We start from the raw sequence: 20,299 nt of genomic DNA, 5'->3' as shown, positions 1-20,299 counted from the left end.
AAACACTGACAAGAACGATGCGGGCGCATGGTGACATGCGCCCGTATCATTGGATTAAGCGGCCTTTGCTTCGGGGTTGAAGCGACCGTAGAAGCTCTGACCTTTTTCTGCCATCTCGCGCAGCAGTGGCGGGCAGGCAAAGCGTTCACCGTATGTCTCGGCCAATTGATCACAACGCTCGGCCGCATAGGGTGTGCCGATGATGTCCAGCCAGCTGAACGGACCACCCGACCACGGGGCAAAGCCCCAGCCCAGAATTGCACCGACATCGCCCTCGCGGATGTCTTCCAGAACACCCTCTTCCAGTGCGCGGACGGCTTCCAGAACCTGAGCAAACATCAGACGTTCCTGCACTTCGATCAGGTCAGGCTGGTCATCGGCAAGCGGATACTTCTCTTGCAGGCCCTTCCAGTATTCGACGCGCTTGCCCTTCTCGTCATAGTCGAAGAAACCGGCATTTGCCTTGCGACCCAGACGGCCCTGTTCTTCCATCCAGAAGATCAGATCGTCCGAGGGGCTTTCCGGATAGGCATCGCCCATCGCCGCCTTTGTCGCGCGGGCGATCTTGGCACCCAGATCAATTGAGGTTTCGTCGGTCAGCTGGATCGGGCCGACCGGGAAACCCAATTGCCGCGCGGCGTTGTCGATCAAAATGGGGCTGACGCCTTCAGTGACCATGCGCGCACCTTCGTTGATGTATGGAATGATGCAGCGGTTTGCGTAGAAGAAACGCGCATCGTTGACCACGATCGGGGTCTTGCGGATCTGACGCACATAGTCCAGCGCCTTGGCCACTGCACGATCCCCGGTTTCCTTGCCCTTGATGATCTCGACCAGGAACATCTTTTCGACCGGTGAGAAGAAGTGGATGCCGATGAACTGGTCAGCCCGTACCGAGGCTTTGGCCAGATCGCTGATCGGCAAGGTCGAGGTATTCGACGCAAAGATACAGTCTTCGGGGATGATCGCCTCGACCTTCTTGGTCATCTCAGCCTTGACGCCCATGTCTTCAAAGACCGCTTCGATGATCAGATCGCAGCCTTTGAGGTTGTCCAGATCCGGCGTCGCTGTGATGCGACCCAGCATGGCCTCTTTTTTCTCAGCCGTGACCTTGCCGCGCTTCATGCCTTTGTCCAGGTAGGTCTCGGAATAGGCTTTGCCTTTGTCGGCAGCCTCCTGATCGCGGTCGATCAGAACCACTTCCATACCGGCCTGCGCCGATACCAGAGCGATACCAGCCCCCATCATGCCTGCGCCCAGAACGCCGATCTTCTTGACGGACTGATCCGGAACGCCTGCAGGACGCACGGCACCTTTTTCCAGTGCTTCCTTGTTCAGGAACAGCGATCGGATCATCGCACCAGACGACGGGTTCATCAGCACAGACGTGAACCAGCGCGCTTCGATTTTCAGCGCGGTGTCGAAATCGACCAGAGCGCCTTCGTAAACTGCGCTCAGCAGAGCCTTGGCTGCCGGGAAGGCCCCTTGGGTCTTGCCATTCACCATCGCCGACGCGCCAACGAAGTTCATGAAGCCTGCGGGATGATAGGGGGCGCCACCGGGCATTTTATAACCCTTCGCGTCCCAAGGCTTGACCAGATCGGCGTCCTTGGCGCTCAGAACCCACTCCTTGGCTGCTGCCATTGGATCGGCTGCGATTTCGTCGATATAGCCTGCGCCCTTGGCTTTCTTGACGTCCAGCATTTTGCCTTCCAGCAACAGCGGAGCCGCCGCAATGGCGCCAACTTTGCGGACCATACGGGTGGTGCCGCCCGCGCCAGGGAAGATGCCGACCATGATCTCGGGCAGGCCGTACTTTGCCTTTGGGTTTTCGGCAGCAAAGATACGATGGGTAGACAGGGGCAGTTCCATACCGATGCCCGCAGCGGTCCCGGGCAGAACGGTAGCAATCGGCTTGCCGCCTTTCTTGGTCTTGGGGTCCATACCCGCCAGTTCGATCTTGCGCAGCAGGGCGTGCATTTTCATCGTGCCCTCGAACAGACCCTTGGCCGGATTGTCGCCCGCCTGTTCTTTCATCACCGCCAGCAGGTTCAGGTCCATGCCGCCTGCAAATGACCCTTCTTTGCCCGAAGTAACAATGATGCCTTTCACCTCATCGTCGGCCAGCGCCTGATCGATGCAATCGCTCAATTCTGCCAGCCCGTCAAAGGACATCACGTTCATGGTCTTCCCGGGCACGTCCCAGGTGATCGTGGCGACGCCGTCTGCGTCTTTGCTCAGAGTGAAATCAGTCATTGTCATCTCCAATCTGGTCAGCCGTCAGCGGGCTGCCATCCTTGCGGGTGAAGGAGAATCCGTTCTCATCAACCTTCACCATCATGTCCATGTCGCTGTAATAGCCGGTCTCGGTCGGGGTCCGTGTGCCCACCACCAGAAAGGTCATGGGCGCATCGGTGTTGTTCACAAGGTGATGGCCGTTGGCCTCACCTGCGGGCCAGGCGGCGCAATCGCCGGGCTGCATCTCGTGCTCGCCATCATCATCTACCAGCGTGCACGAGCCGCTGAGGATTATGGCAAACTCGTCCTGTTTCATGTGGTAATGGCGCAGCGATGACAGGCCCTGCGGATCCAGCCGCACGATGTTGACCCCGTATTGGGTCAGCCCGCCCGCATCGCCCACGCGCTGCGCAAAGCGACCTGTGGTCGCTTCGGCCAGCTTGCCGGGATAGGCCGAGCCGCCCTGAAACGGGATCTGAGAAAGATCCAGCTTGGGCATCAGACACGCTCGATAATGGTTGCCGCACCCATGCCGGATGCAATGCAAAGCGTGGCCAGACCGGTTTCCTTGTCCTGACGCTCAAGTTCATCCAGCAGCGTGCCGATAATCATCGCACCCGTGGCACCCAGCGGGTGACCCATCGCGATCGAGCCACCGTTGACGTTGACCAGTGCGGGATCGACATCAAATGCCTGCTGGAACCGCAGCACGACCGAGGCGAAGGCTTCGTTCACTTCAAACAGGTCCAGATCGTTGATCTTCATGCCATTGTCGGCCAAAATCTTCTCGGTCACCGGAACCGGGCCAGTCAGCATGATGGTCGGATCAGTGCCAATCTTGGCGGTTGCTTTGATGCGGGCACGCGGCTTGAGGCCGTATTTCTCGCCAAATTCCTTGTTGCCGATCAGAACAGCAGCGGCTCCGTCCACGATGCCCGAGCTGTTGCCGGCATGGTGGATGTGGTTCACGCGCTCAAGATGGGGGTATTTCAGCATCGCAACCTTGTCGAAGCCAGGCATCTGTTCGCCCATCATAGCGAATGACGGGTTAAGCGCACCGAGGCTCTGCATGTCAGTGCCGGGGCGCATGTATTCGTCCCGGTCAAGAATGGTCAGGCCGTTCTGATCCTTGACGGTGATCACGGATTTCTCGAACCGGTTGTCGGCCCAGGCTTCCGCAGCACGTCTTTGCGATTCAACCGCCAGCGCATCCGCGTCATCACGGGTAAAGCCATACTCGGTCGCGATGATGTCGGCCGAGATTCCCTGAGGTACGAAATAGGTCTCCATCGCCAGCGAGGGGTCAACAGCGATTGCTGCACCGTCGCTGCCCATGGCCACGCGACCCATCATCTCGACACCGCCCGCAATATAGGCATCGCCTGCGCCGCCTTTCACCTGGTTTGCGGCCAGGTTCACGGCTTCCATGCCCGAGGCGCAGAAACGGTTGATCGCGAGACCCGGGATCGACTGGTCGAGGTCGGATGCCAGAATGGCCGAGCGCGCAAGACAGCCGCCTTGCTCCATCACTTGCGTGACGTTTCCCCAGATCACGTCTTCGACGGCGTGACCTTCCAGGTTGTTGCGCTCTTTCATCGCGTTCAGGGTCAGGGCGGACAGGCGCACCGAGGTTACCTCGTGCAGGCTGCCATCCTTGCGGCCCTTGCCGCGCGGCGTGCGCAGGGCGTCATAAATATAGGCTTCGGTCATGGGTCTTCTCCTCAAGCTCGATCCGACGGGTTGCCGGGCATCAGGTCATAGGGGTGTTTCCAGCCGGGCTGTTCGGACAAGCGGGTCAGCCAGGCGTCGATATGGGGCCAGTCGGCACGGTCAAAGCCAAATGGTTCAGGGTAATACAGATAACCACAGCAGCTAAGGTCGGCGTTGGTCACACCATCACCAACGATCCAGTCGCGACCATCCAGGTGGTTGTTCAGGATTTCATAAGCCGCCTTCAAACGTCCTTTATTGAATGCAATGACATCAGGGTTGCGGTGCTGCTCGGGTAGGAAATTGATCAGGAACCGCGTCAAACCTGCCATTGAGCTGAGTTTGTGATTGTCCCACAAAACCCAACGCAGAATATTGTAGTCTTCTTCCCGGTCCTTGCCACCGAACTTGCCGGACTTCTCCGTGACATAGGCCTGAATCGCACCGGATTGGCTGGTGTGAAAATCTCCATCGACCAGAACTGGTGCCTCACCCAACTCGTTTACGTCAGCACGATATTCCGGCGTACGGGTTACACCTTTGAAGAAATCGACAAAGACCGGTTCCCACTCCAAACCGGACATTTCCAGAGCCAAAGCAGCCTTGTAGCTGTTTCCACTTTCTCCGAAGCAATGAAGTTTGATGGTCATGTGCTCGCCCCTCCCAAGGCGCATGTTGCTAGGCCGGATTTGAGTATTTTTGAAAAGATGAAGGGCAGTAGGTAACGTTTCATCAACCATCTTCGTATTCAGTGGTCGTGCGGTACAGGCTGGAGAGCCGATGACCGCAAAAGGTGAAGTCGTTCCTGTCCTGATGGCGAGTGTGCCCTGTGGCAGGGACGCATCGCCGCTTCATCTTTTCACAAATACTCCCGCCGGAGGCGTCCGGCATTTAAATTAAAGTCGCCGTTGAGTTTTCTCCGCAGCTGTTCACCTCTTCCGTGCCTCAAGTTCGGAATTGAAGATGCGCAGGCGATGGGTCAGGTTCTCCTCATTTATCACGCTGTTGAAATTCTCGAACAAGAAAGACAGCGCCTCACCTTCGTCCAGACCGGCATCACGCGCGAACGCCTTGAGTTTGCGATACCCATCTTCAGTCATCGCAATCGGAAAGCGTCGGGTCAGGCGAAAACGTTTTGGCATTTGGTCTCCTCCGGTAAGCTGGGTCCGGGCGGTGTTGCCCGGACCCAGACTGAGATCAGAAGTTCGCCGCGTCCAGTGCCATTACCGTGTCCGCGCCGGTCTGGATTCGCGCCAGATGCATCGCTGTCGCGGGCAGGCGGCGGGCCATGTAGAAACGGCCGGTGGCAATCTTGGTCTCGTAGAATTCTTTGTCCGAGGCTCCACCATCCAGCGCTTCCTGAGCCGCTTTCGCCATTTGCGCCCACATCAGGCCCAGGCAAACATGGCCGAACATGTGCATAAAGTCATAGGAACCGGACAATGCGTTATTCGGGTTCTTCATGCCTTCCTGCATGAAATACATGCCAGCGGCCTGCAAATCCTTGGATGCGGCTTTCAGCGGTTCGATGAACGCCTTGTCGTATGCTTCGTTCTGGCCCGCGTTTTCCTTGCAGAAGGTTTTGACCATCTCGAAGAACGCCATGACGTGCTTGCCGCCATCCTGCGCCAGCTTGCGACCCACAAGGTCAAGCGCCTGAACGCCATTTGCACCTTCGTAGATCATCGCGATGCGGGCGTCGCGGGTATATTGCGACATGCCCCATTCTTCGATGTAGCCATGGCCACCATAGACCTGCTGCGCCTGAACGGTCATGTCGTAGCCTTCGTCGGTCAGAAACCCTTTGATGACCGGGGTCAGCAGCGAGATCAGCCCGTCCGCATCCTTGTCTCCCGCGCGGTGCGCCTTGTCGATCATGGTCGCGCCCCAAAGGATGAACGCGCGCGCGCCTTCGGTAAAGCTTTTCTGATCCATCAGGTTGCGACGGATATCAGGATGCACGATCAGAGGATCGGCCGGACCATCCGGGTTCTTGACACCGGTCACATCGCGACCCTGCAAACGGTCCTTGGCGTATTCCAGAGCATTCTGATAGGCCGCTTCGGCTTGCGACAGGCCTTGCATGCCCACCCCCAGACGCGCTTCGTTCATCATGGTGAACATGGCGCGCATGCCCTTGTGCTCTTCGCCCAGCAGCCAGCCGGTGGCTTCGTCATAGTTCATGACGCAGGTCGAGTTGCCGTGGATGCCCATTTTCTCTTCGATCTTGCCGACCGATACGCCGTTGCGCTCGCCCAGGCTGCCGTCTTCGTTCACAATGAACTTGGGCACAATGAACAGCGACACGCCTTTGATGCCCTCGGGGCCACCTGGGATCTTGGCCAGCACCAGGTGGACGATGTTGTTTGCCATGTCGTGGTCGCCAGCCGAGATAAAGATCTTCTGGCCGGAGATCTTGTAGCTGCCGTCACCCTGCGGTTCTGCCTTGGTGCGCATCAGGCCCAGATCGGTGCCACAATGCGGTTCGGTCAGGTTCATGGTGCCGGTCCATTCGCAGCTGACCATGTTGGGCAGGTACTTGTTCTTCTGCTCGTCTGTCCCGTGCGCCAGAATGGCCGAGGCCGCGCCGTGGGTCAGGCCCTGATACATGGTGAAAGCTTGGTTGGAGCCCGAGAACATCTCACCCACGGCTGTGCCGATCACGTAAGGCATGTTCTGGCCACCATACTCTTCCGGCATGTCGAGGCCAGTCCAGCCACCTTCCTTCATCTGCTCGAAGGCGTCCTTGAACCCGGTAGGGGTGTACACAATGCCGTTTTCCAACCGGCACCCTTCGGCGTCACCAACAACGTTCAAAGGATGCAGGACGTTGGTGGCAACCTTGCCTGCTTCTTCGAGAACTGCGCCGGTGAATTCGGCTTCCAGTTCGTCATAGCCGGGGATGTCCGACTGCGAGACTTTCAGAACATCGTGCAGAATGAACTGCATGTCTTTGGTTGGCGCGTTGTAAACGGGCATGTGAAGCTCCCTTAATTCATATGTCCGGAAGGCAGGGCGAGGTTACTCGGCCGCCTTCTTTTCCTGTTTCATCGAGGCGATGACTTTCTCGCCCCAGCGCAACTGCTCTTTCAGATCGTCGATGGCCTGCGTCAGCTCTTCGCGGCGCGATTCCATGTCAGCCAGACGCTCGCACGCGATTTCATAAGTGCGATTCATCTGGGTGACCTGTTGATCACCCACATGGTAGAGATCCAGCAGCTGTCGAATTTCCTCGAGGCTGAACCCGAATCTTTTTCCGCGCAGGATCAGCTTCAGCCGCGCCCGGTCACGTTTGGTGAACAGACGTTTTTGGCCTTCGCGGATCGGGAACAGTAGTTCCTTTGCCTCATAGAACCGCAAGGTGCGTGGTGTGACATCATAGGTCTCGCACATCTCGCGGATGGTCATCACATCTTCGGTCATTCGTCATACTCTCGTCACTGGCGTCATGAGACATGAGTTGCGCAGTTGGTGGGTGCTTTACAACATGTGAGTGACGTTTACGTAATCCAGACGCTGCGTCACTTTGAAGTTGACGTAACATCCGTGCACGTAAGGATCTTTCGGCGTAATTTTGTTACCGTTACGTCAACTGATTTTCGGCATGAATAAACGGGTGCCTTGAAGGGGATGCGCACCGGTTTTGACAGGTTCTGCCACCTGCAATTCTTAGTTATGAAATATCGGAAAAGGTTATTCCAGCGACTTGGCCGTTTGGTCGCGCAGGCTTTTGAGTTCGTCCATTGCCTCATCCAGCTGCTGTCGCTGCTGCTGAAGCTCACTCATCTGGCGGTCTGCCATTTCGACAAAGGTGGCCATCTGGGCCTCGTTTCCCTGATCTTCATAGATCAGTAGCCATTGGCGAATCTCTTCTAGAGGAAAACCAAACTTTCGGCCGCGCATGATCAGTTTCATCCGCGCGCATTCCCGGGCCCCGTAAAAGCGCGAACGCCCTTCGCGGTCCGGTTGCAAAAGCTCGATATATTCGTAGTAGCGCAGGGTGCGCGGCGTCACGTCAAACTCGGCGCACATTTCTTTGAATGACAAACGGTTGTTGGACATTCCCGGTCTCCTCGTCAGCAACCTAGGCGGTCCCGATCCCAAGCGCAACAGGTAGGCTTGCTCTTTACCGGAACACCGGCTCATAAAGGCGGTGCAGAGAACAGGACGCATACTTATGGTCGATAAGACAGTTTTAGCCCGCCAGTTTATCGAGGCGATCCCCCATGCGCGGGCATTGAACCTTACGCTCACGCAGATCGGCGAGGGTGAGGCAGAGATAACTCTGCCCTACAACAAAGACCTGATCGGGGATCCGCGTACAGGGGTGATTCATGGGGGAGCGATATCCACGATTCTGGACACCTGTTGTGGCGCTGCGGTGATGAGCCACCCATCGGCCCCCGGAGGAACCGCAACAATCGATCTGCGGATAGACTATATGCGCGCGGCGACGCCAGGTCAGACGATTACTGCACATGCCGTCTGTCACCATATCACGCGAAACGTTGCCTTCGTGCGGGCCACCGCAATGGACAACGACACGGACCTGCCGGTGGCGACAGCCTCAGGGTCCTTTACGGTCGAAGGGAAGTAATATGCCAAGACCTCGTCCCGAGCCGATGCAGGTGGTCAAGCAGCGCCGCGATGCAGCCCTGCGTGCGCTTGTCGACGGCGTACCGTATATACGTTTTCTGAACATCAGTTTTGACAGGCGCGGGGATGAGCTGACCGGCGTTTTGAATTTCGATGACAAGCTGATCGGCAATCCGTTTCTGCCTGCAATTCATGGCGGCGTGACCGCTGCTTTTTTGGAGGTGACAGCCGTTATCACGCTGAGCTGGGAACACATGTTCCCAAGTATTGAAAGCGGAGAGATCGATGCAGAGGCCATCGTGTCAGACGAAAGCATCCGGTTTCCCAAGACGATCGACTTTACCGTCGACTATCTGCGTTCGGGCTTGCCGCGAGACGCCTATGCGCGGGCATTTATCAGCCGGTCGGGGCGGCGTTACGCCTCGGTACGGGTTGAAGCCTGGCAGGACAATCATGCGAAACTGTTTGCGCAGGCCTCCGGGCATTTTCTGATGCCGCAACCGCCTCGGGGCAAGAGCTGACCATGCAGGACGCCTCGGCGCCCATCACGCATGGACGGGTGCTGAAGATCGCTGTGCCGATTGTCCTGTCGAACGCCACCGTTCCGATTCTGGGGGCAGTTGATACCGGCGTTGTCGGCCAGTTGGGGCAGGCAGCGCCTATTGGTGCGGTCGGGATCGGTGCAGTGATCCTGTCAACGATCTACTGGATCTTCGGTTTCTTGCGGATGGGAACCACCGGGATGGCGGCGCAGGCACGCGGGGCAGGCGACGCTGTTGAAACCCGGGCATTGCTGATGCGCGGCCTGATGCTTGGCGGCGCGGCTGGGCTGTTCTTTATCCTTACACAAGTGGCCGTGTTCGCGGGTGCGTTCGCTTTATCTCCGGCAAGCCCCGAGGTCGAAACGCTGGCCCACGCCTATCTTGAGATTCGAATTTGGGGCGCTCCTGCCACTATCGCGCTTTATGCGGTTACCGGATGGTTGATTGCGGTTGAACGCACGCGCGGGGTTTTTGTTCTTCAGGTCTGGATGAACGGATTGAACATCGTTCTGGATCTATGGTTCGTGCTTGGTCTCGGCTGGGGTGTCGAAGGGGTTGCCATTGCCACTTTGATTGCGGAATGGACAGGTCTGGCGCTGGGCTTTTGGCTGTGTCGGGATGGGTTCAAAGACGGAATCTGGCGCGACTGGGCTCGCATATTTGATGCCGCTCGGCTGCAACGGATGTTGCAGGTCAACGGCGATATCATGATCCGGTCGGTTTTGCTGACCGGATCCTTCACGACTTTTCTTTTCGTCGGTTCGGATCTGGGTGATGTCAATCTGGCGGCCAATCAGGTCTTGCTTCAGTTTCTAGAAGTCACAGCTTTCGCGCTGGACGGGTTCGCCTTTTCCGCCGAGGCTTTGGTCGGAAGCGCGGTGGGTGCCAGAGACAGGTATCAGGTGCGCCGCGCGTCTGTCATGACCTCGCAATGGGGTGTCGGGGGTGCCCTGTTACTGGGTGCGGTATTCTTTATCGCCGGACCGGCGTTGATCGACGTCATGTCGACCTCACCGCAGGTGCGTGAGGCGGGGCGTGAGTTTCTCGTATGGGCCGCGTTGGCACCCGTTATCGGCGTGGCAAGCTGGATGTTTGACGGCATCTACATAGGTGCTACATGGACCCGGGCCATGCGCAGCGCGATGCTCCAATCGGTCGCTATCTATCTGGTTGCGCTGTTTATTCTGGTGCCAAGTTTCGGAAATCACGGCCTGTGGGCCGCGTTGATGGTGCTTAATATCGCGCGCGGCGTGACTTTAGGATGGCGCTATCCCAAGCTCGAGGCGCAGGTGGCCTAGAGCAGCGCAAGAAGGTTTTCCGGTGGACGCCCGATGGCGGCCTTATCCCCCGCTATGGCAAGCGGACGCTCAATCAGGATCGGGTTTTCGGCCATGGCCCGGATCAGGGCGTCGTCTGGCGAAGCCTTTGTCAGCCCCAGTTCCTTGAACCGGGATTCTCCGGTACGCATCATCTCAACGGGCGAAAGCCCCAATGCGGATTGTGCCGCTCGCAGCTCATCGATTGATGGTGCATCCTCAAGATATTTGCGCACCGTGACCCGTGCGCCATTCTCTTCCAGCAACTCAAGACCGGCGCGGGATTTTGAACAGCGCGGGTTGTGCCAATATTCGATCATAGCCAGTCCTCTCGTTTGCTGCCGACGGCTTGGGCTACATTCTCAAAGCCGTCGCGGGCCAGCAGTTCATCCAGCCCGTTCGCAATGTCAGCCGCCAGAGAAATGCCGCCATACACCATCGCCGTATAGAACTGCACAGCAGATGCCCCGGCGCAGATCTTAGCATAGGCCTGTTCCGCATTGCTGATGCCACCCACGCCGATCAGGGGAATGTCACCTCCGGTCAACTGGCTGAGCCGTGCCAGAACACGTGTTGATTTCTCGAACAGCGGTGCGCCGGACAGCCCACCGGTTTCACCTTTGTGCGAGCTGCGCAACCCGTCACGCGACAGGGTGGTGTTGGTGGCGATCACGGCATCCACACGGGTCTCGCGCGCAACATCGGCAATGTCCTGCAACTCGGCATCGGTCAGGTCCGGCGCGATTTTCAGGAAGATGGGCAGTGGGCGAGGCAGCGCATCACGGGTTTCAATCACACCGTTCAAAAGCGCGCTTAGCGCCGCCTTGCCCTGCAAATCCCGCAGCTTTTCCGTATTCGGGGATGACACGTTGACCGTGGCAAAATCCAGATGCGCGGCACAATGCGCCAGCACCTTTACGAAATCACCCGCGCGATCCTCGCTGTCCTTGTTGGCGCCCAGATTCAGGCCGATCACCGCATTTTGGGGGCGATCAGCAAGCCGTTTTTTCATCACCTCCATGCCTTCGTTGTTAAAGCCAAAACGGTTGATCGCCGCTTTGTCCTCGGTCAGGCGAAACAGACGGGGTTTGGGGTTTCCCGGTTGCGGGCGCGGTGTGACGGCCCCGACTTCGATGAAACCGAACCCTGCGCGCGACAGCGGCGTCAGAACTTCTCCGTTCTTGTCGAAGCCCGCGGCCAATCCTACCGGGTTAGGCAGGTCCAACCCGGCAAGGCTTGTTTTCAGGCGCGGCGTTGTCACCGGCCCCGGCGCAGGCGCAAGCCCCGCCTTCAAAGCCCTGATCGACATCCCGTGGGCGGTTTCGGGGTCCATGCAGTGCAGGGCTGCAAGCCCGAATTTCTCGGTCAGTTTCATCCGAACGCTTTCCCGCTTTTGCTTGATCCGCACCGGATCAGGCGCGAGGTTTCTACCGCAGCCTGCCGATGGACCACCGCCGCCCGGTAGGCCGGATCAGTCACCATTTCAAGAAACGCATATGCAGTCGGATAGCGTGCGATAAAGACGGCATCCCATACCTCATCAGCCGGTCCGATCAGTGTCGTTTCAAAGACACCCCGCCATAGGATGCTTGCCCCGATACGGCCAATGATTGGAGCGGTTTCAGTCCCGTATTTCTGATAGGCCTGCGCCCCGGTCAACTCTGCGCCCGCCAATTCATGTGATTTGGGATACTGCGCCTCGGCGCGGAACTTCACCAGATTGAGCATTTCGATCGGCTGGTCACGGTCCAGGGCCTTGAACGCCTCGAACTGGCCGCGATCCGGATCGACATAAGATATCATGCCATGTCCTCGGGAAACTGATGTGCCGTGCCGACAAAAGGCAGGGGTCGCGCCCAGACAACGTCGCTTAACCTGATCTGACGATACAGATGTGGAAACAGGGCGTCTCCTCGCGACACTTCCCATTTCAGGTCATCGCCCATGGCATCGGCATCACAGGCCAACAGCGTAAGCCCTTCTACGCCCGCAAAATGCTTGGCAGCGGTTTCAGCAGCTTGTTCAGCGGTAGAAAAGTGAACAAACCCGTCTGACACGTCAATGGGTGCTCCGTATGTGGCGCCCAGACTTTGCAGTTCAGCCCATTCGACGGCTCGGAAAATCTTGTAGATCAGCATGATGACCTGATGCCCCGCACGGCGCTTGGAATCAAGCTGGATTTCTCCTTTGACTCTCGGTCGACATAAGCGCACGATCCCCGGCAATAATAACAGGGAGTTCCAAGATGTTGACCCGATTTTTAACTTCGGTCGCGGTGGTGGGCCTGACGGCGGGTGCCGCAGCAGCCGATTACAAGCTGACAATTCTGCACACCAACGATTTCCATTCGCGCTTTGAGCCGATCAACAAATACGACAGCGGTTGCGGTGAGGAAGACAATGCAGAAGGCAAGTGCTTTGGCGGATCGGCGCGCCTAGTAACGGCAGTTGCCGACGCGCGCGCACGGGCAGAAAATTCGATTCTGGTGGATGGAGGTGACCAGTTCCAGGGGTCCCTTTTCTATACCTATTACAAGGGCAAGGTCGCAGCCGAGTTCATGAACAAGCTGGGCTATAATGCCATGACCGTCGGCAACCACGAGTTTGATGACGGCCCCGAAGTGTTGCGGGGGTTCATCGACTCGGTCGACTTCCCGGTCCTGATGTCCAACGCCGATATTCACGACGAAGAGCTTTTGACGGACAGGATCAAGAAATCGACCGTTATCGAAGTAGGCGGCGAGAAGATCGGCTTGATCGGCCTGACCCCAATCGACACGGATGAGCTTGCCTCGCCCGGCCCCAATGTCACGTTTTCGGACCCGGTGCCAGCTGTGCAGGCCGAAGTCGATAAACTGACAGGTGAGGGTGTCAACAAGATCATCGTTCTCAGCCATTCCGGCTATGGCGTCGATCAGCGTGTCGCACAAGAGACGACTGGTGTTGACGTGATCGTCGGCGGGCATTCGAACACGTATCTTTCGAATGTGTCGGATAAGGCGGCAGGTCCGTACCCAACAGTGGTAAACGGCGTACAGATCGTTCAGGCCTATGCTTATGGCAAGTTTCTGGGCGAATTGAACGTCACTTTCGATGACGATGGCAAAGTGATCGAGGCAGCTGGCGAGCCTTTGATCATGGACAACGCAGTGACCGAGGATCAGGCCGCGCTGGACCGGATTGCGGAACTGGCGGTGCCTTTGGATGAAATCCGCAACAAGGTTGTTGCAAGCGCTGCAGAAGCCATTGAAGGGGATCGCTCAATTTGCCGCGTGCAGGAATGCCAGATGGGCAACCTGGTTGCCGATGCGATGCTGGCGCGTGTGGCGGATCAGGGCGTTCAGATCGCCATTGCCAATTCGGGTGGGTTGCGGGCTTCTATCGATCCCGGTGATGTGACCATGGGCGAGGTTCTGACGGTGTTGCCTTTCCAGAATACACTGTCGACCTTTGAAATCAGCGGACAGGGTGTCATTGATGCACTGGAGAATGGCGTAAGTCAGGTGGAAGAGGTGAAAGGCCGATTCCCGCAGGTCGCCGGTCTTAGCTTTACCTGGGACCCAAGCGTGGCACCGAACGAGGGGCGCGTCAGCGAGGTGATGATTGCCGAGGGTGACGGTTTTATTCCGATCGACCCGAACAAGACCTACCTGGTCGTCACCAACAACTACGTCCGCAACGGTGGTGACGGGTACAAGATGTTCGAAGGCGATGACAAGAACGCCTATGACTTCGGCCCGGACCTTGCGGATGTCACCGCGGAATACCTGGCGGAAAATGCGCCCTATCACCCCTATGTAGACGGGCGTATCAAAAAGAAGTAACTGGGTTCACGACAAAGACAAAAGCCGCATCACAGGGATGCGGCTTTTTTTTTTTTGGGGAACGGATCAGCTGAAATCATATTCCAGCCAGAGTTTCGGATCGAACCCGTCCAGCATCGGTTTGATGTGCTCAGCAACCCCGCGCCAGCCGCCGATAGACTTGGTCGAGATCTTGTTGCGCACCTGATCGATGCTTGCCGTACGTACCTGTTTGGTGTTTTTCTCGGGGTGCATCATCGTTTCGTTCCACTCCAAATCGCAGAACGCAGCAACCTGCTGGCTGTAGGTTTTCGGGTCGGCCACCAGTTCTTCGTAAGGTACCGTCAGAATACGATTTCCGAACACGGTATCCCAATGCGCCATATAACAACGATACATATTTGCCGAATGGGCGATGGCCTGCATATTCGAGGCATAGCGCATTCCGCCCGCAGGAAAACATCTGATCCATTTGGACAATCCAACATCACGCGGATCGCGCAGCATGTTGATAATCTTTGCCTTTGGGAAGGCAGACAGCAGGAATCCAATACGTTGATAATTGTGCGGCATCTTGTCGACAAAGGCGACAGAGTCGCCCGGAATGGGCGGCATCAATTCGAGGAATTCCCGCGCAAGCTCGGACGCTTTGGCAGCGTCATACTTCTGGCCTTTTTTCTCATACTCACGCGACAGATCGGCCCCCAAAGTCAGTTCGCCGCAACCGGAAATTCCGGGGGCTGAACTCAGCATCATCTCCATCAATGTCGTGCCCGAGCGGGGTTGACCCAGTACAAAGATCGGTGTTGGCCCTTCGGCAAAGCCAGACTCTGGTGCATCGGAATCGACAGGGAACAAGCTGGTGATCCGGAACAGTTTTTCCTCTTCATCCGCCGGGACATAGGGGTTGCCTTGGTGCTGAATTTCATTGGCCCGCGCATAATGCGGCATGGCGGCATTCAACCCGTCTAACTTTGAAATCAAATGCGCCTTGGCGAACTGGAGTTCCAGCTTATCATCTCCCTTTTCGGAGATGGCTTTATTAACGGCTTCCAGCAGCTCCGGAGCTTCTTCTGTGGTTTCAATTGCCGATAATTGCAGCAAAGCCGACATATGTTCGGGTTCGTTTTGAAGAACGCGCCTCAGTATTGCTTTGGACTCGTTCTTTTCACCCGTTTGGTGAAGGTTTACAGACTTAATAAGGGCAATCTTTGTGTTCTCGGGGTCCAACTCGTAGGCGCGGGCGACATCCCGCGAGTTTTCATCGTCAAAGCCGATATTGGCGTAAGCTCTGGCCCGTTTTGCAAGAAGGTCCACATTGTCTGGATCGCTCTCCAGCTTCTTGCTCGCATGTTCGATCATCATGCGCCAATTGGTGCCTTTGAGGTGAATTTCATCCAGCACGCGGTTCAATTCCTGGTTGTTGGGGAATTGCTCCAGCTTTTGTTCGGTATAGTCCAGGGCTTTGGGAATTTGCCCGGTCTGCATCAATGCATTCGCCAGGTTTTCGACAAACTGCAGGTCGTCCGGTTTCATCCGCGAGGCTTCAACAAAATGCGGAATTGATTTCTTGTATTGCTTCATCTCGGTCAAAACAAAGCCGGCGATGGCATGATAATCCGAGTCTTTTGGGAATTTCTTGACACCCAGCTGGGCCTTTTTCAAAGCTTGCGGCAGCTTGCCTGCTTCCAGAAGCGCCAGTGCTTTGCTCTTGAGGGATTGCGTTGTCTGGTATTCCATGTGACGCCGTGAGATCCTGTGCCTGTATCAAGAATGTATCGGTGGTTCATTACCCATGTGCGGACGGTTTGCAATAACTCTTCCCAACGACGCAATGGCGCAGCTGTTTTCAGCGCGCCCGGCAAATGCGCTACCTGTGGTGCCGAATTTCAATGTTTGTCCGACAAATCAGGTACATGTCGTGCGTAGCGGCGAAACAGGCCGCCATCTGGATGCGCTGCGCTGGGGATTTCTGCCACATTGGTACAAGACCGAAACGGCTGGGCCGTTGCTGATCAACGCCCGGGCCGAGACCCTGGCGGACAAGCCCGCCTTTCGCGATGCCTGCCGGACGCGCCGTTGTCTGATCATAGCGACTGGGTTCTATGAATGGACAAAAACGGAACAGGGAACGCGCCTGCCTTGGTATATCCACCGTCAGGACAAAGCTCCCATTGCCTTTGCCGGGGTCTGGCAGGACTGGGGCCCTGAAAGCGAACGGCAGGGCACCTGTGCTATCGTGACGACGGCTGCCAACAAATGGCTTGAGGTCATTCATCAGCGAATGCCCTTGATCGTAGAACCCAAAGACTGGCCATTGTGGTTGGGTGAAGCCGGAAAAGGGGCCGCACGGCTGATGCAGCCGGGGAACGAAGATGTGTTGACCTTCCACCGGGTCGGGCCTGCGGTGAACTCGAACCGGGCCAGCGGGCCTGAGCTGATCGAACCTTGTGACGCGTGACCTTTTCTTTGGAAACGCAGCAAGCTAGACCTTCGGCATGGCTCTGAAATTTCCTGACCTGACCCAACTTTACGCGCACGGCTATGATACCGTGATCGACGTTCGCAGCCCTGCCGAGTTTGCCGAAGATCATCTGCCGGGTGCAATAAACCTGCCTGTGCTGAACAACGAGGAACGCGCCCGGGTCGGAACCATTTATGTACAGGACAGCCCGTTTCTGGCGCGCAAGCTGGGCGCTGCTTTGGTGTTCCGCAATGCAGCCAATCACATCGAACACCACCTCAGCCATCATGACGGAGCGTGGCGCCCCTTGGTCTATTGCTGGCGCGGTGGACAGCGTTCCGGATCATTCACATGGATGTTGCAGCAAATTGGCTGGCGCGCCGAAGTGGTCGATGGCGGCTATCGTACCTACCGTCGATTGGTGAACGCTTATTTGTACGATGATCCCTTGCCACATCGGCTGATCGCGCTGGATGGCTACACGGGCACCGCAAAGACCGATCTTTTGGCTCTGTTGCAGGCACGAGGCGTACAGGTTCTGGACCTTGAAGCGCTGGCCAACCATCGCGGGTCCTTGCTGGGCGAAAGGCCGGGGGGGCAGCCCAGTCAGAAGGGGTTTGAATCTGCCCTGTCCGCTGCGCTGTGTTCAATGGATCCGGCACGTCCAGTCGTGGTCGAAGCGGAATCATCCAAAATTGGCAGCTTGATCCTGCCGCCCAGCCTTTGGAACGCGTTGTGCAAGGCTCCGCGCGTGAACATTACGGCTACAATTGAAGCCCGTTCTGCCTATCTGGTTCGGGCTTATGACGAGATTCTGTCTGACAGTGACCGATTGCGGGACCGGTTGTCACCGCTGCGGTTCCATCGCGGGCATGAGGTCGTGGACGGATGGCTGCGATTGATTGATGCGGGTCAAAAACAGGCGCTGACACGGGCCTTGATGGAACAGCATTATGATCCCGCATACACCAAATCCCGGCAATCCCGCCCGGTGCAGGTATTGGCCAGTCTTGATGTGGAAACTTTGGACAACACGGGGCTGAGCAACGCGGCCGCGCAAATTGAAAGCCTTCTGGATCAGCTTTGAAGGCGCAAACCCGGTGTGTCGGTAAGCTGGCCAATGATCATTGCCGGATATCCCACGTCCAGAAGATCTTGCAGAAGGGTTTCGGCGTCCTTCGCATTCACGGCGGCCAGCAAACCCCCGGCTGTTTGCGGATCAAAAAGCAGGGCCGCCTTGCCCCCGGACGGAAGATCGGGCGCAATCGCGTTGTTGTCGGCAAAAATCGTTGACCGGACCCCCTGATCCGTCAGCGCAAGCGCGCCGTCCATCACCTTTACCGCGTCCAGTTCAAGCGTAGCGCCGCAATGCGATGCGTCGCAGATGCCTTGCAGATGCCCGGCCAGACCAAACCCGGTCACGTCGGTCATCGCATGGGCGTTGGCCAAAATGCGGGCTGCATCGCCCTGGGGCTGTGTCATGTGTTTGTAGGCTGCCGCGACCCAGGCCCCTTCGGCAAGACCAGTCATTTCCGCCGCCATCAGAACACCGCTTCCCAAGGGTTTGGTCAGGATCAGGCGATCCCCCGGCTGACCACCCGCCAATGTAATCGGGGTAGCCTTGCACAGGCCAGTCAGCGTGAAACCGACAGTCATCTCATCGCCCATTGAGCTGTGCCCGCCCACGATTTCCGCGCCCGCAGCCCGCATGACGTCACTCGCGACTGACATGATTTCGGACATTGTGCGGCGTTGCAGGGCGGCAGACATGCGCGGCAGGATGATTGTTGCCGTGGCCGCCTGAGGTGCGGCCCCCATGGCCCAGATATCCCCCAAGGCGTGAACGGCAGCGATCCGCGTCATAAGTGCGGGATCGTTGGTGAAAGCCCGCAGGTGGTCAGACGTCATGACTTGCTGCGCCGCGCCTGTTTGCAAAAGCGCGGCATCGTCGCCGGGTAGGGCGGTGATGTCGGTACGAGTAGGGGCGGGGAGGGATTTCAGGGCGAGTTGCAATGCGTCGCGCCCGACCTTTGCTCCACATCCGCCGCACATGGGCTTTTCACCCAAAACCTCATCAAGCCCGGTTGCCCGGACGCGTGGCAGGGCGGGCGGTGTCATTTGCGGCAGGTCGCGAAACTTGTTCATAAAGGTCTGGTCGATATGGTTCTTCCATGTCCACATCAACGGGCCGCTGAACGATGTTCCCAAACGCTCGGCCAGTGCTGACTTGCCACCCAGTGAGATCAGTTTGAGATAATCTTTTTGCGGTGTGTATTTTCGCATCTGTCCCGCGCCGAGCGCTGCGCGAAGATTATCGTACAAAACCGGCGCTTCGCGCACCGCATAGACACCAGCCTTCGGTCTGGGGTTGTCCGTAAGATGGGCGCAATCCCCGGCGGTAAACACAGCCGGATCACTGGATTGCAGGTAGCCGTTCACTCGGATGTGTCCGTCCTGAAGGTCAAGCCCTGTGTTTGCGATCCAGTCATAGGCGCGGGCTCCGGCGGCGCCGGTCACGAAACTAGCCGGAATTGTGCGCCCGTCCTGTAGTTCCACGTGATCCTGCCCGATCCGGGTGATCACCGCGTTTTCAATCACCTCCACACCAAGGTCATGCATTGCAATCCGGATTGTTGCCGCCGCCTTGGGTTTGGTTGCAGTCAGGGCCGAGGCACTATCGATCAGGGTAATCTGTGCTGCCCGCCCCCTGGCCTTCAACGCATGTGCCATAGCCATGACCAGTTCGACACCCGCGACGCCGCCACCGATCACGGCGACCGAGGCCGGGCCTTGACCCTTTAGATACTCGGCCCATTTTGCTGCAAAGGGCCCCAACGGCTTGGCTGGCACTGCATGTTCCGCAAAGCCCGGCAAGGCGGGCATGTCCGACGTGATCCCCACATTGACCGAAGCCACGTCGAAGCCTACCGGAGGATGCCCAGGGACGTGCACTTCGTGTGTTTCGGTATCGATGCCATTGACCGTGCCCAAGATCACCCGCGCACCTGCGAAACGGGCCAATCTTACAAGATCGATATCCAGCTCCCACCGGTCGTAATGTCCGGCGACATATCCGGGTAACATCCCGGAATAGGGGGCGGTGGGGCCGGGGTTGATCAAGGTTACCCGCGCGCCGGGCAAAGGGCTCATTCCCCATTTGCGCAGCAGCAGGGCATGGGTGTGGCCGCCGCCAATTAAAACCAGATCACGGGTCAGGGGCAGCGGAGATGTGTGCATTTGTGTTAATTCGCGCTGTGGTCCGGAACATCCTCGACCTGCTCGACCGCGTGGGTGGCCCAAAGCTCATCCTCGCCAGCATCGGGCAGGTCGCTGGGCAGTTCATGACGATGAATGTGCCATTTTGCAATGAACAGGGCCGTGATCGGAGCCGTCAGGAATAAAAACAGCGTGATCAGAAGCTCGTGCAGCGACAGTTTGCCTTCCAGCAGAACGGAATGGGTGATCGAAGCCAGCAACACCCCACCCACGCCTAAAGTTGTCGCCTTGGTCGGCGCGTGAAGGCGGGACATTGGATCATTTAGCTTGATCATGCCGAAGGACCCGACAAACCCAAAGATACCCGAGACTATCAGGAAAACGGCAATCAGCAGCTCTGCAATGAATGTCATAT

General features: G+C 57.5%; 21 protein-coding genes. 6 read left to right on the top strand and 15 right to left on the bottom strand.

The window, feature by feature from the left end; translation table 11 throughout:
• Positions 1 to 54 precede the first annotated feature (54 nt).
• The 8 genes from ACR0LL_RS07360 to ACR0LL_RS07325 form a co-directional block, all read right to left on the bottom strand.
• Positions 55 to 2,256, bottom strand: coding sequence for a 3-hydroxyacyl-CoA dehydrogenase NAD-binding domain-containing protein (locus ACR0LL_RS07360; RefSeq protein ID WP_480585162.1), 2,202 nt, complete (start codon positions 2,254 to 2,256; stop codon positions 55 to 57).
• Positions 2,249 to 2,737, bottom strand: coding sequence for a cupin domain-containing protein (locus ACR0LL_RS07355; protein WP_267364657.1), 489 nt, complete (start codon positions 2,735 to 2,737; stop codon positions 2,249 to 2,251). Before ACR0LL_RS07355 ends, ACR0LL_RS07360 begins: the two co-directional genes overlap by 8 nt.
• Positions 2,737 to 3,948 (bottom strand): acetyl-CoA C-acetyltransferase, encoded by a 1,212-nt coding sequence (locus tag ACR0LL_RS07350; protein WP_480585159.1) that lies wholly within the window; start codon positions 3,946 to 3,948, stop codon positions 2,737 to 2,739. The genes ACR0LL_RS07355 and ACR0LL_RS07350 overlap by 1 nt, the downstream gene beginning before the upstream one ends.
• Before the next feature lie 11 nt (positions 3,949 to 3,959).
• Positions 3,960 to 4,598: a glutathione S-transferase family protein gene (locus ACR0LL_RS07345; RefSeq protein ID WP_480585156.1), complete on the bottom strand. Its 639-nt coding sequence runs from the start codon at positions 4,596 to 4,598 to the stop codon at positions 3,960 to 3,962.
• A gap of 279 nt (positions 4,599 to 4,877) precedes the next feature.
• Positions 4,878 to 5,090 carry a hypothetical protein gene (locus tag ACR0LL_RS07340; RefSeq protein ID WP_480585154.1) on the bottom strand — a complete coding sequence of 71 codons (213 nt, stop codon included), beginning with the start codon at positions 5,088 to 5,090 and terminating at the stop codon, positions 4,878 to 4,880.
• A gap of 55 nt (positions 5,091 to 5,145) precedes the next feature.
• Positions 5,146 to 6,927 carry an acyl-CoA dehydrogenase C-terminal domain-containing protein gene (locus tag ACR0LL_RS07335; protein WP_480585152.1) on the bottom strand — a complete coding sequence of 594 codons (1,782 nt, stop codon included), beginning with the start codon at positions 6,925 to 6,927 and terminating at the stop codon, positions 5,146 to 5,148.
• A gap of 42 nt (positions 6,928 to 6,969) precedes the next feature.
• Positions 6,970 to 7,371, bottom strand: a complete 402-nt coding sequence (locus ACR0LL_RS07330) for a MerR family transcriptional regulator (protein ID WP_209503256.1) — start codon at positions 7,369 to 7,371, stop codon at positions 6,970 to 6,972.
• A gap of 270 nt (positions 7,372 to 7,641) precedes the next feature.
• The gene (locus ACR0LL_RS07325; RefSeq protein WP_267364662.1) at positions 7,642 to 8,010 is read right to left on the bottom strand and encodes a MerR family transcriptional regulator; all 369 of its coding nucleotides are present in this window, start codon (positions 8,008 to 8,010) and stop codon (positions 7,642 to 7,644) included.
• 115 nt (positions 8,011 to 8,125) lie between these two features.
• On the opposite strand from ACR0LL_RS07325, the gene ACR0LL_RS07320 reads away from it, so the two are divergent.
• Genes ACR0LL_RS07320 through ACR0LL_RS07310 form a run of 3 tightly spaced genes read left to right on the top strand, consistent with a single transcriptional unit; the run spans position 8,126 to position 10,384 of the window.
• Positions 8,126 to 8,545, top strand: a complete 420-nt coding sequence (locus ACR0LL_RS07320) for a PaaI family thioesterase (RefSeq protein WP_209503260.1) — start codon at positions 8,126 to 8,128, stop codon at positions 8,543 to 8,545.
• Between the two features lies 1 nt (position 8,546).
• Positions 8,547 to 9,065 carry a PaaI family thioesterase gene (locus ACR0LL_RS07315; protein WP_267364663.1) on the top strand — a complete coding sequence of 173 codons (519 nt, stop codon included), beginning with the start codon at positions 8,547 to 8,549 and terminating at the stop codon, positions 9,063 to 9,065.
• A gap of 2 nt (positions 9,066 to 9,067) precedes the next feature.
• Positions 9,068 to 10,384, top strand: coding sequence for an MATE family efflux transporter (locus ACR0LL_RS07310; protein ID WP_480585148.1), 1,317 nt, complete (start codon positions 9,068 to 9,070; stop codon positions 10,382 to 10,384).
• Here the strand turns inward: ACR0LL_RS07310 and arsC are convergent.
• Genes arsC through ACR0LL_RS07290 form a run of 4 tightly spaced genes read right to left on the bottom strand, consistent with a single transcriptional unit; the run spans position 10,381 to position 12,540 of the window.
• Positions 10,381 to 10,722: an arsenate reductase (glutaredoxin) gene (arsC, locus tag ACR0LL_RS07305; protein WP_480585147.1), complete on the bottom strand. Its 342-nt coding sequence runs from the start codon at positions 10,720 to 10,722 to the stop codon at positions 10,381 to 10,383. The two genes, ACR0LL_RS07310 and arsC, sit on opposite strands and share 4 nt — an antisense overlap.
• Positions 10,719 to 11,777 carry a quinone-dependent dihydroorotate dehydrogenase gene (locus ACR0LL_RS07300; RefSeq protein WP_480585145.1) on the bottom strand — a complete coding sequence of 353 codons (1,059 nt, stop codon included), beginning with the start codon at positions 11,775 to 11,777 and terminating at the stop codon, positions 10,719 to 10,721. The genes arsC and ACR0LL_RS07300 overlap by 4 nt, the downstream gene beginning before the upstream one ends.
• Positions 11,774 to 12,205 carry a DUF1330 domain-containing protein gene (locus tag ACR0LL_RS07295; RefSeq protein ID WP_480585143.1) on the bottom strand — a complete coding sequence of 144 codons (432 nt, stop codon included), beginning with the start codon at positions 12,203 to 12,205 and terminating at the stop codon, positions 11,774 to 11,776. The genes ACR0LL_RS07300 and ACR0LL_RS07295 overlap by 4 nt, the downstream gene beginning before the upstream one ends.
• Positions 12,202 to 12,540, bottom strand: coding sequence for a DUF952 domain-containing protein (locus tag ACR0LL_RS07290; RefSeq protein WP_480585141.1), 339 nt, complete (start codon positions 12,538 to 12,540; stop codon positions 12,202 to 12,204). The genes ACR0LL_RS07295 and ACR0LL_RS07290 overlap by 4 nt, the downstream gene beginning before the upstream one ends.
• Positions 12,541 to 12,647: 107 nt before the next feature.
• On the opposite strand from ACR0LL_RS07290, the gene ACR0LL_RS07285 reads away from it, so the two are divergent.
• Positions 12,648 to 14,225, top strand: coding sequence for a bifunctional metallophosphatase/5'-nucleotidase (locus ACR0LL_RS07285; RefSeq protein WP_480585139.1), 1,578 nt, complete (start codon positions 12,648 to 12,650; stop codon positions 14,223 to 14,225).
• A gap of 66 nt (positions 14,226 to 14,291) precedes the next feature.
• On the opposite strand, the gene ACR0LL_RS07280 is transcribed toward ACR0LL_RS07285, so the two are convergent.
• On the bottom strand, positions 14,292 to 15,944 hold the full coding sequence (locus ACR0LL_RS07280) for a tetratricopeptide repeat-containing sulfotransferase family protein (protein ID WP_480585136.1): 1,653 nt from the start codon (positions 15,942 to 15,944) through the stop codon (positions 14,292 to 14,294).
• A 55-nt stretch (positions 15,945 to 15,999) separates the two neighbouring features.
• On the opposite strand from ACR0LL_RS07280, the gene ACR0LL_RS07275 reads away from it, so the two are divergent.
• A complete protein-coding gene (locus ACR0LL_RS07275) occupies positions 16,000 to 16,665 on the top strand; it encodes an SOS response-associated peptidase (RefSeq protein ID WP_267367463.1) in 666 nt (221 codons plus the stop codon).
• 37 nt (positions 16,666 to 16,702) lie between these two features.
• Positions 16,703 to 17,755 carry a tRNA 2-selenouridine(34) synthase MnmH gene (gene mnmH, locus ACR0LL_RS07270; RefSeq protein ID WP_480585133.1) on the top strand — a complete coding sequence of 351 codons (1,053 nt, stop codon included), beginning with the start codon at positions 16,703 to 16,705 and terminating at the stop codon, positions 17,753 to 17,755.
• Here the strand turns inward: mnmH and selD are convergent.
• Together selD and ACR0LL_RS07260 are read right to left on the bottom strand one after the other, a co-directional pair.
• Entirely contained in the window at positions 17,746 to 19,905 is a 2,160-nt protein-coding gene (selD, locus tag ACR0LL_RS07265) for a selenide, water dikinase SelD (protein WP_480585130.1), read from the bottom strand. The genes mnmH and selD overlap by 10 nt on opposite strands.
• A gap of 5 nt (positions 19,906 to 19,910) precedes the next feature.
• Entirely contained in the window at positions 19,911 to 20,297 is a 387-nt protein-coding gene (locus ACR0LL_RS07260; protein WP_267365960.1) for a Na+/H+ antiporter subunit G, read from the bottom strand.
• Positions 20,298 to 20,299 lie beyond the last annotated feature (2 nt).

Source organism: Ruegeria sp. AI2 (assembly GCF_056541275.1).
The sequence above is the reverse complement of the archived record's forward strand: the minus strand, read 5'-3'. Positions and strand labels throughout refer to the sequence as shown.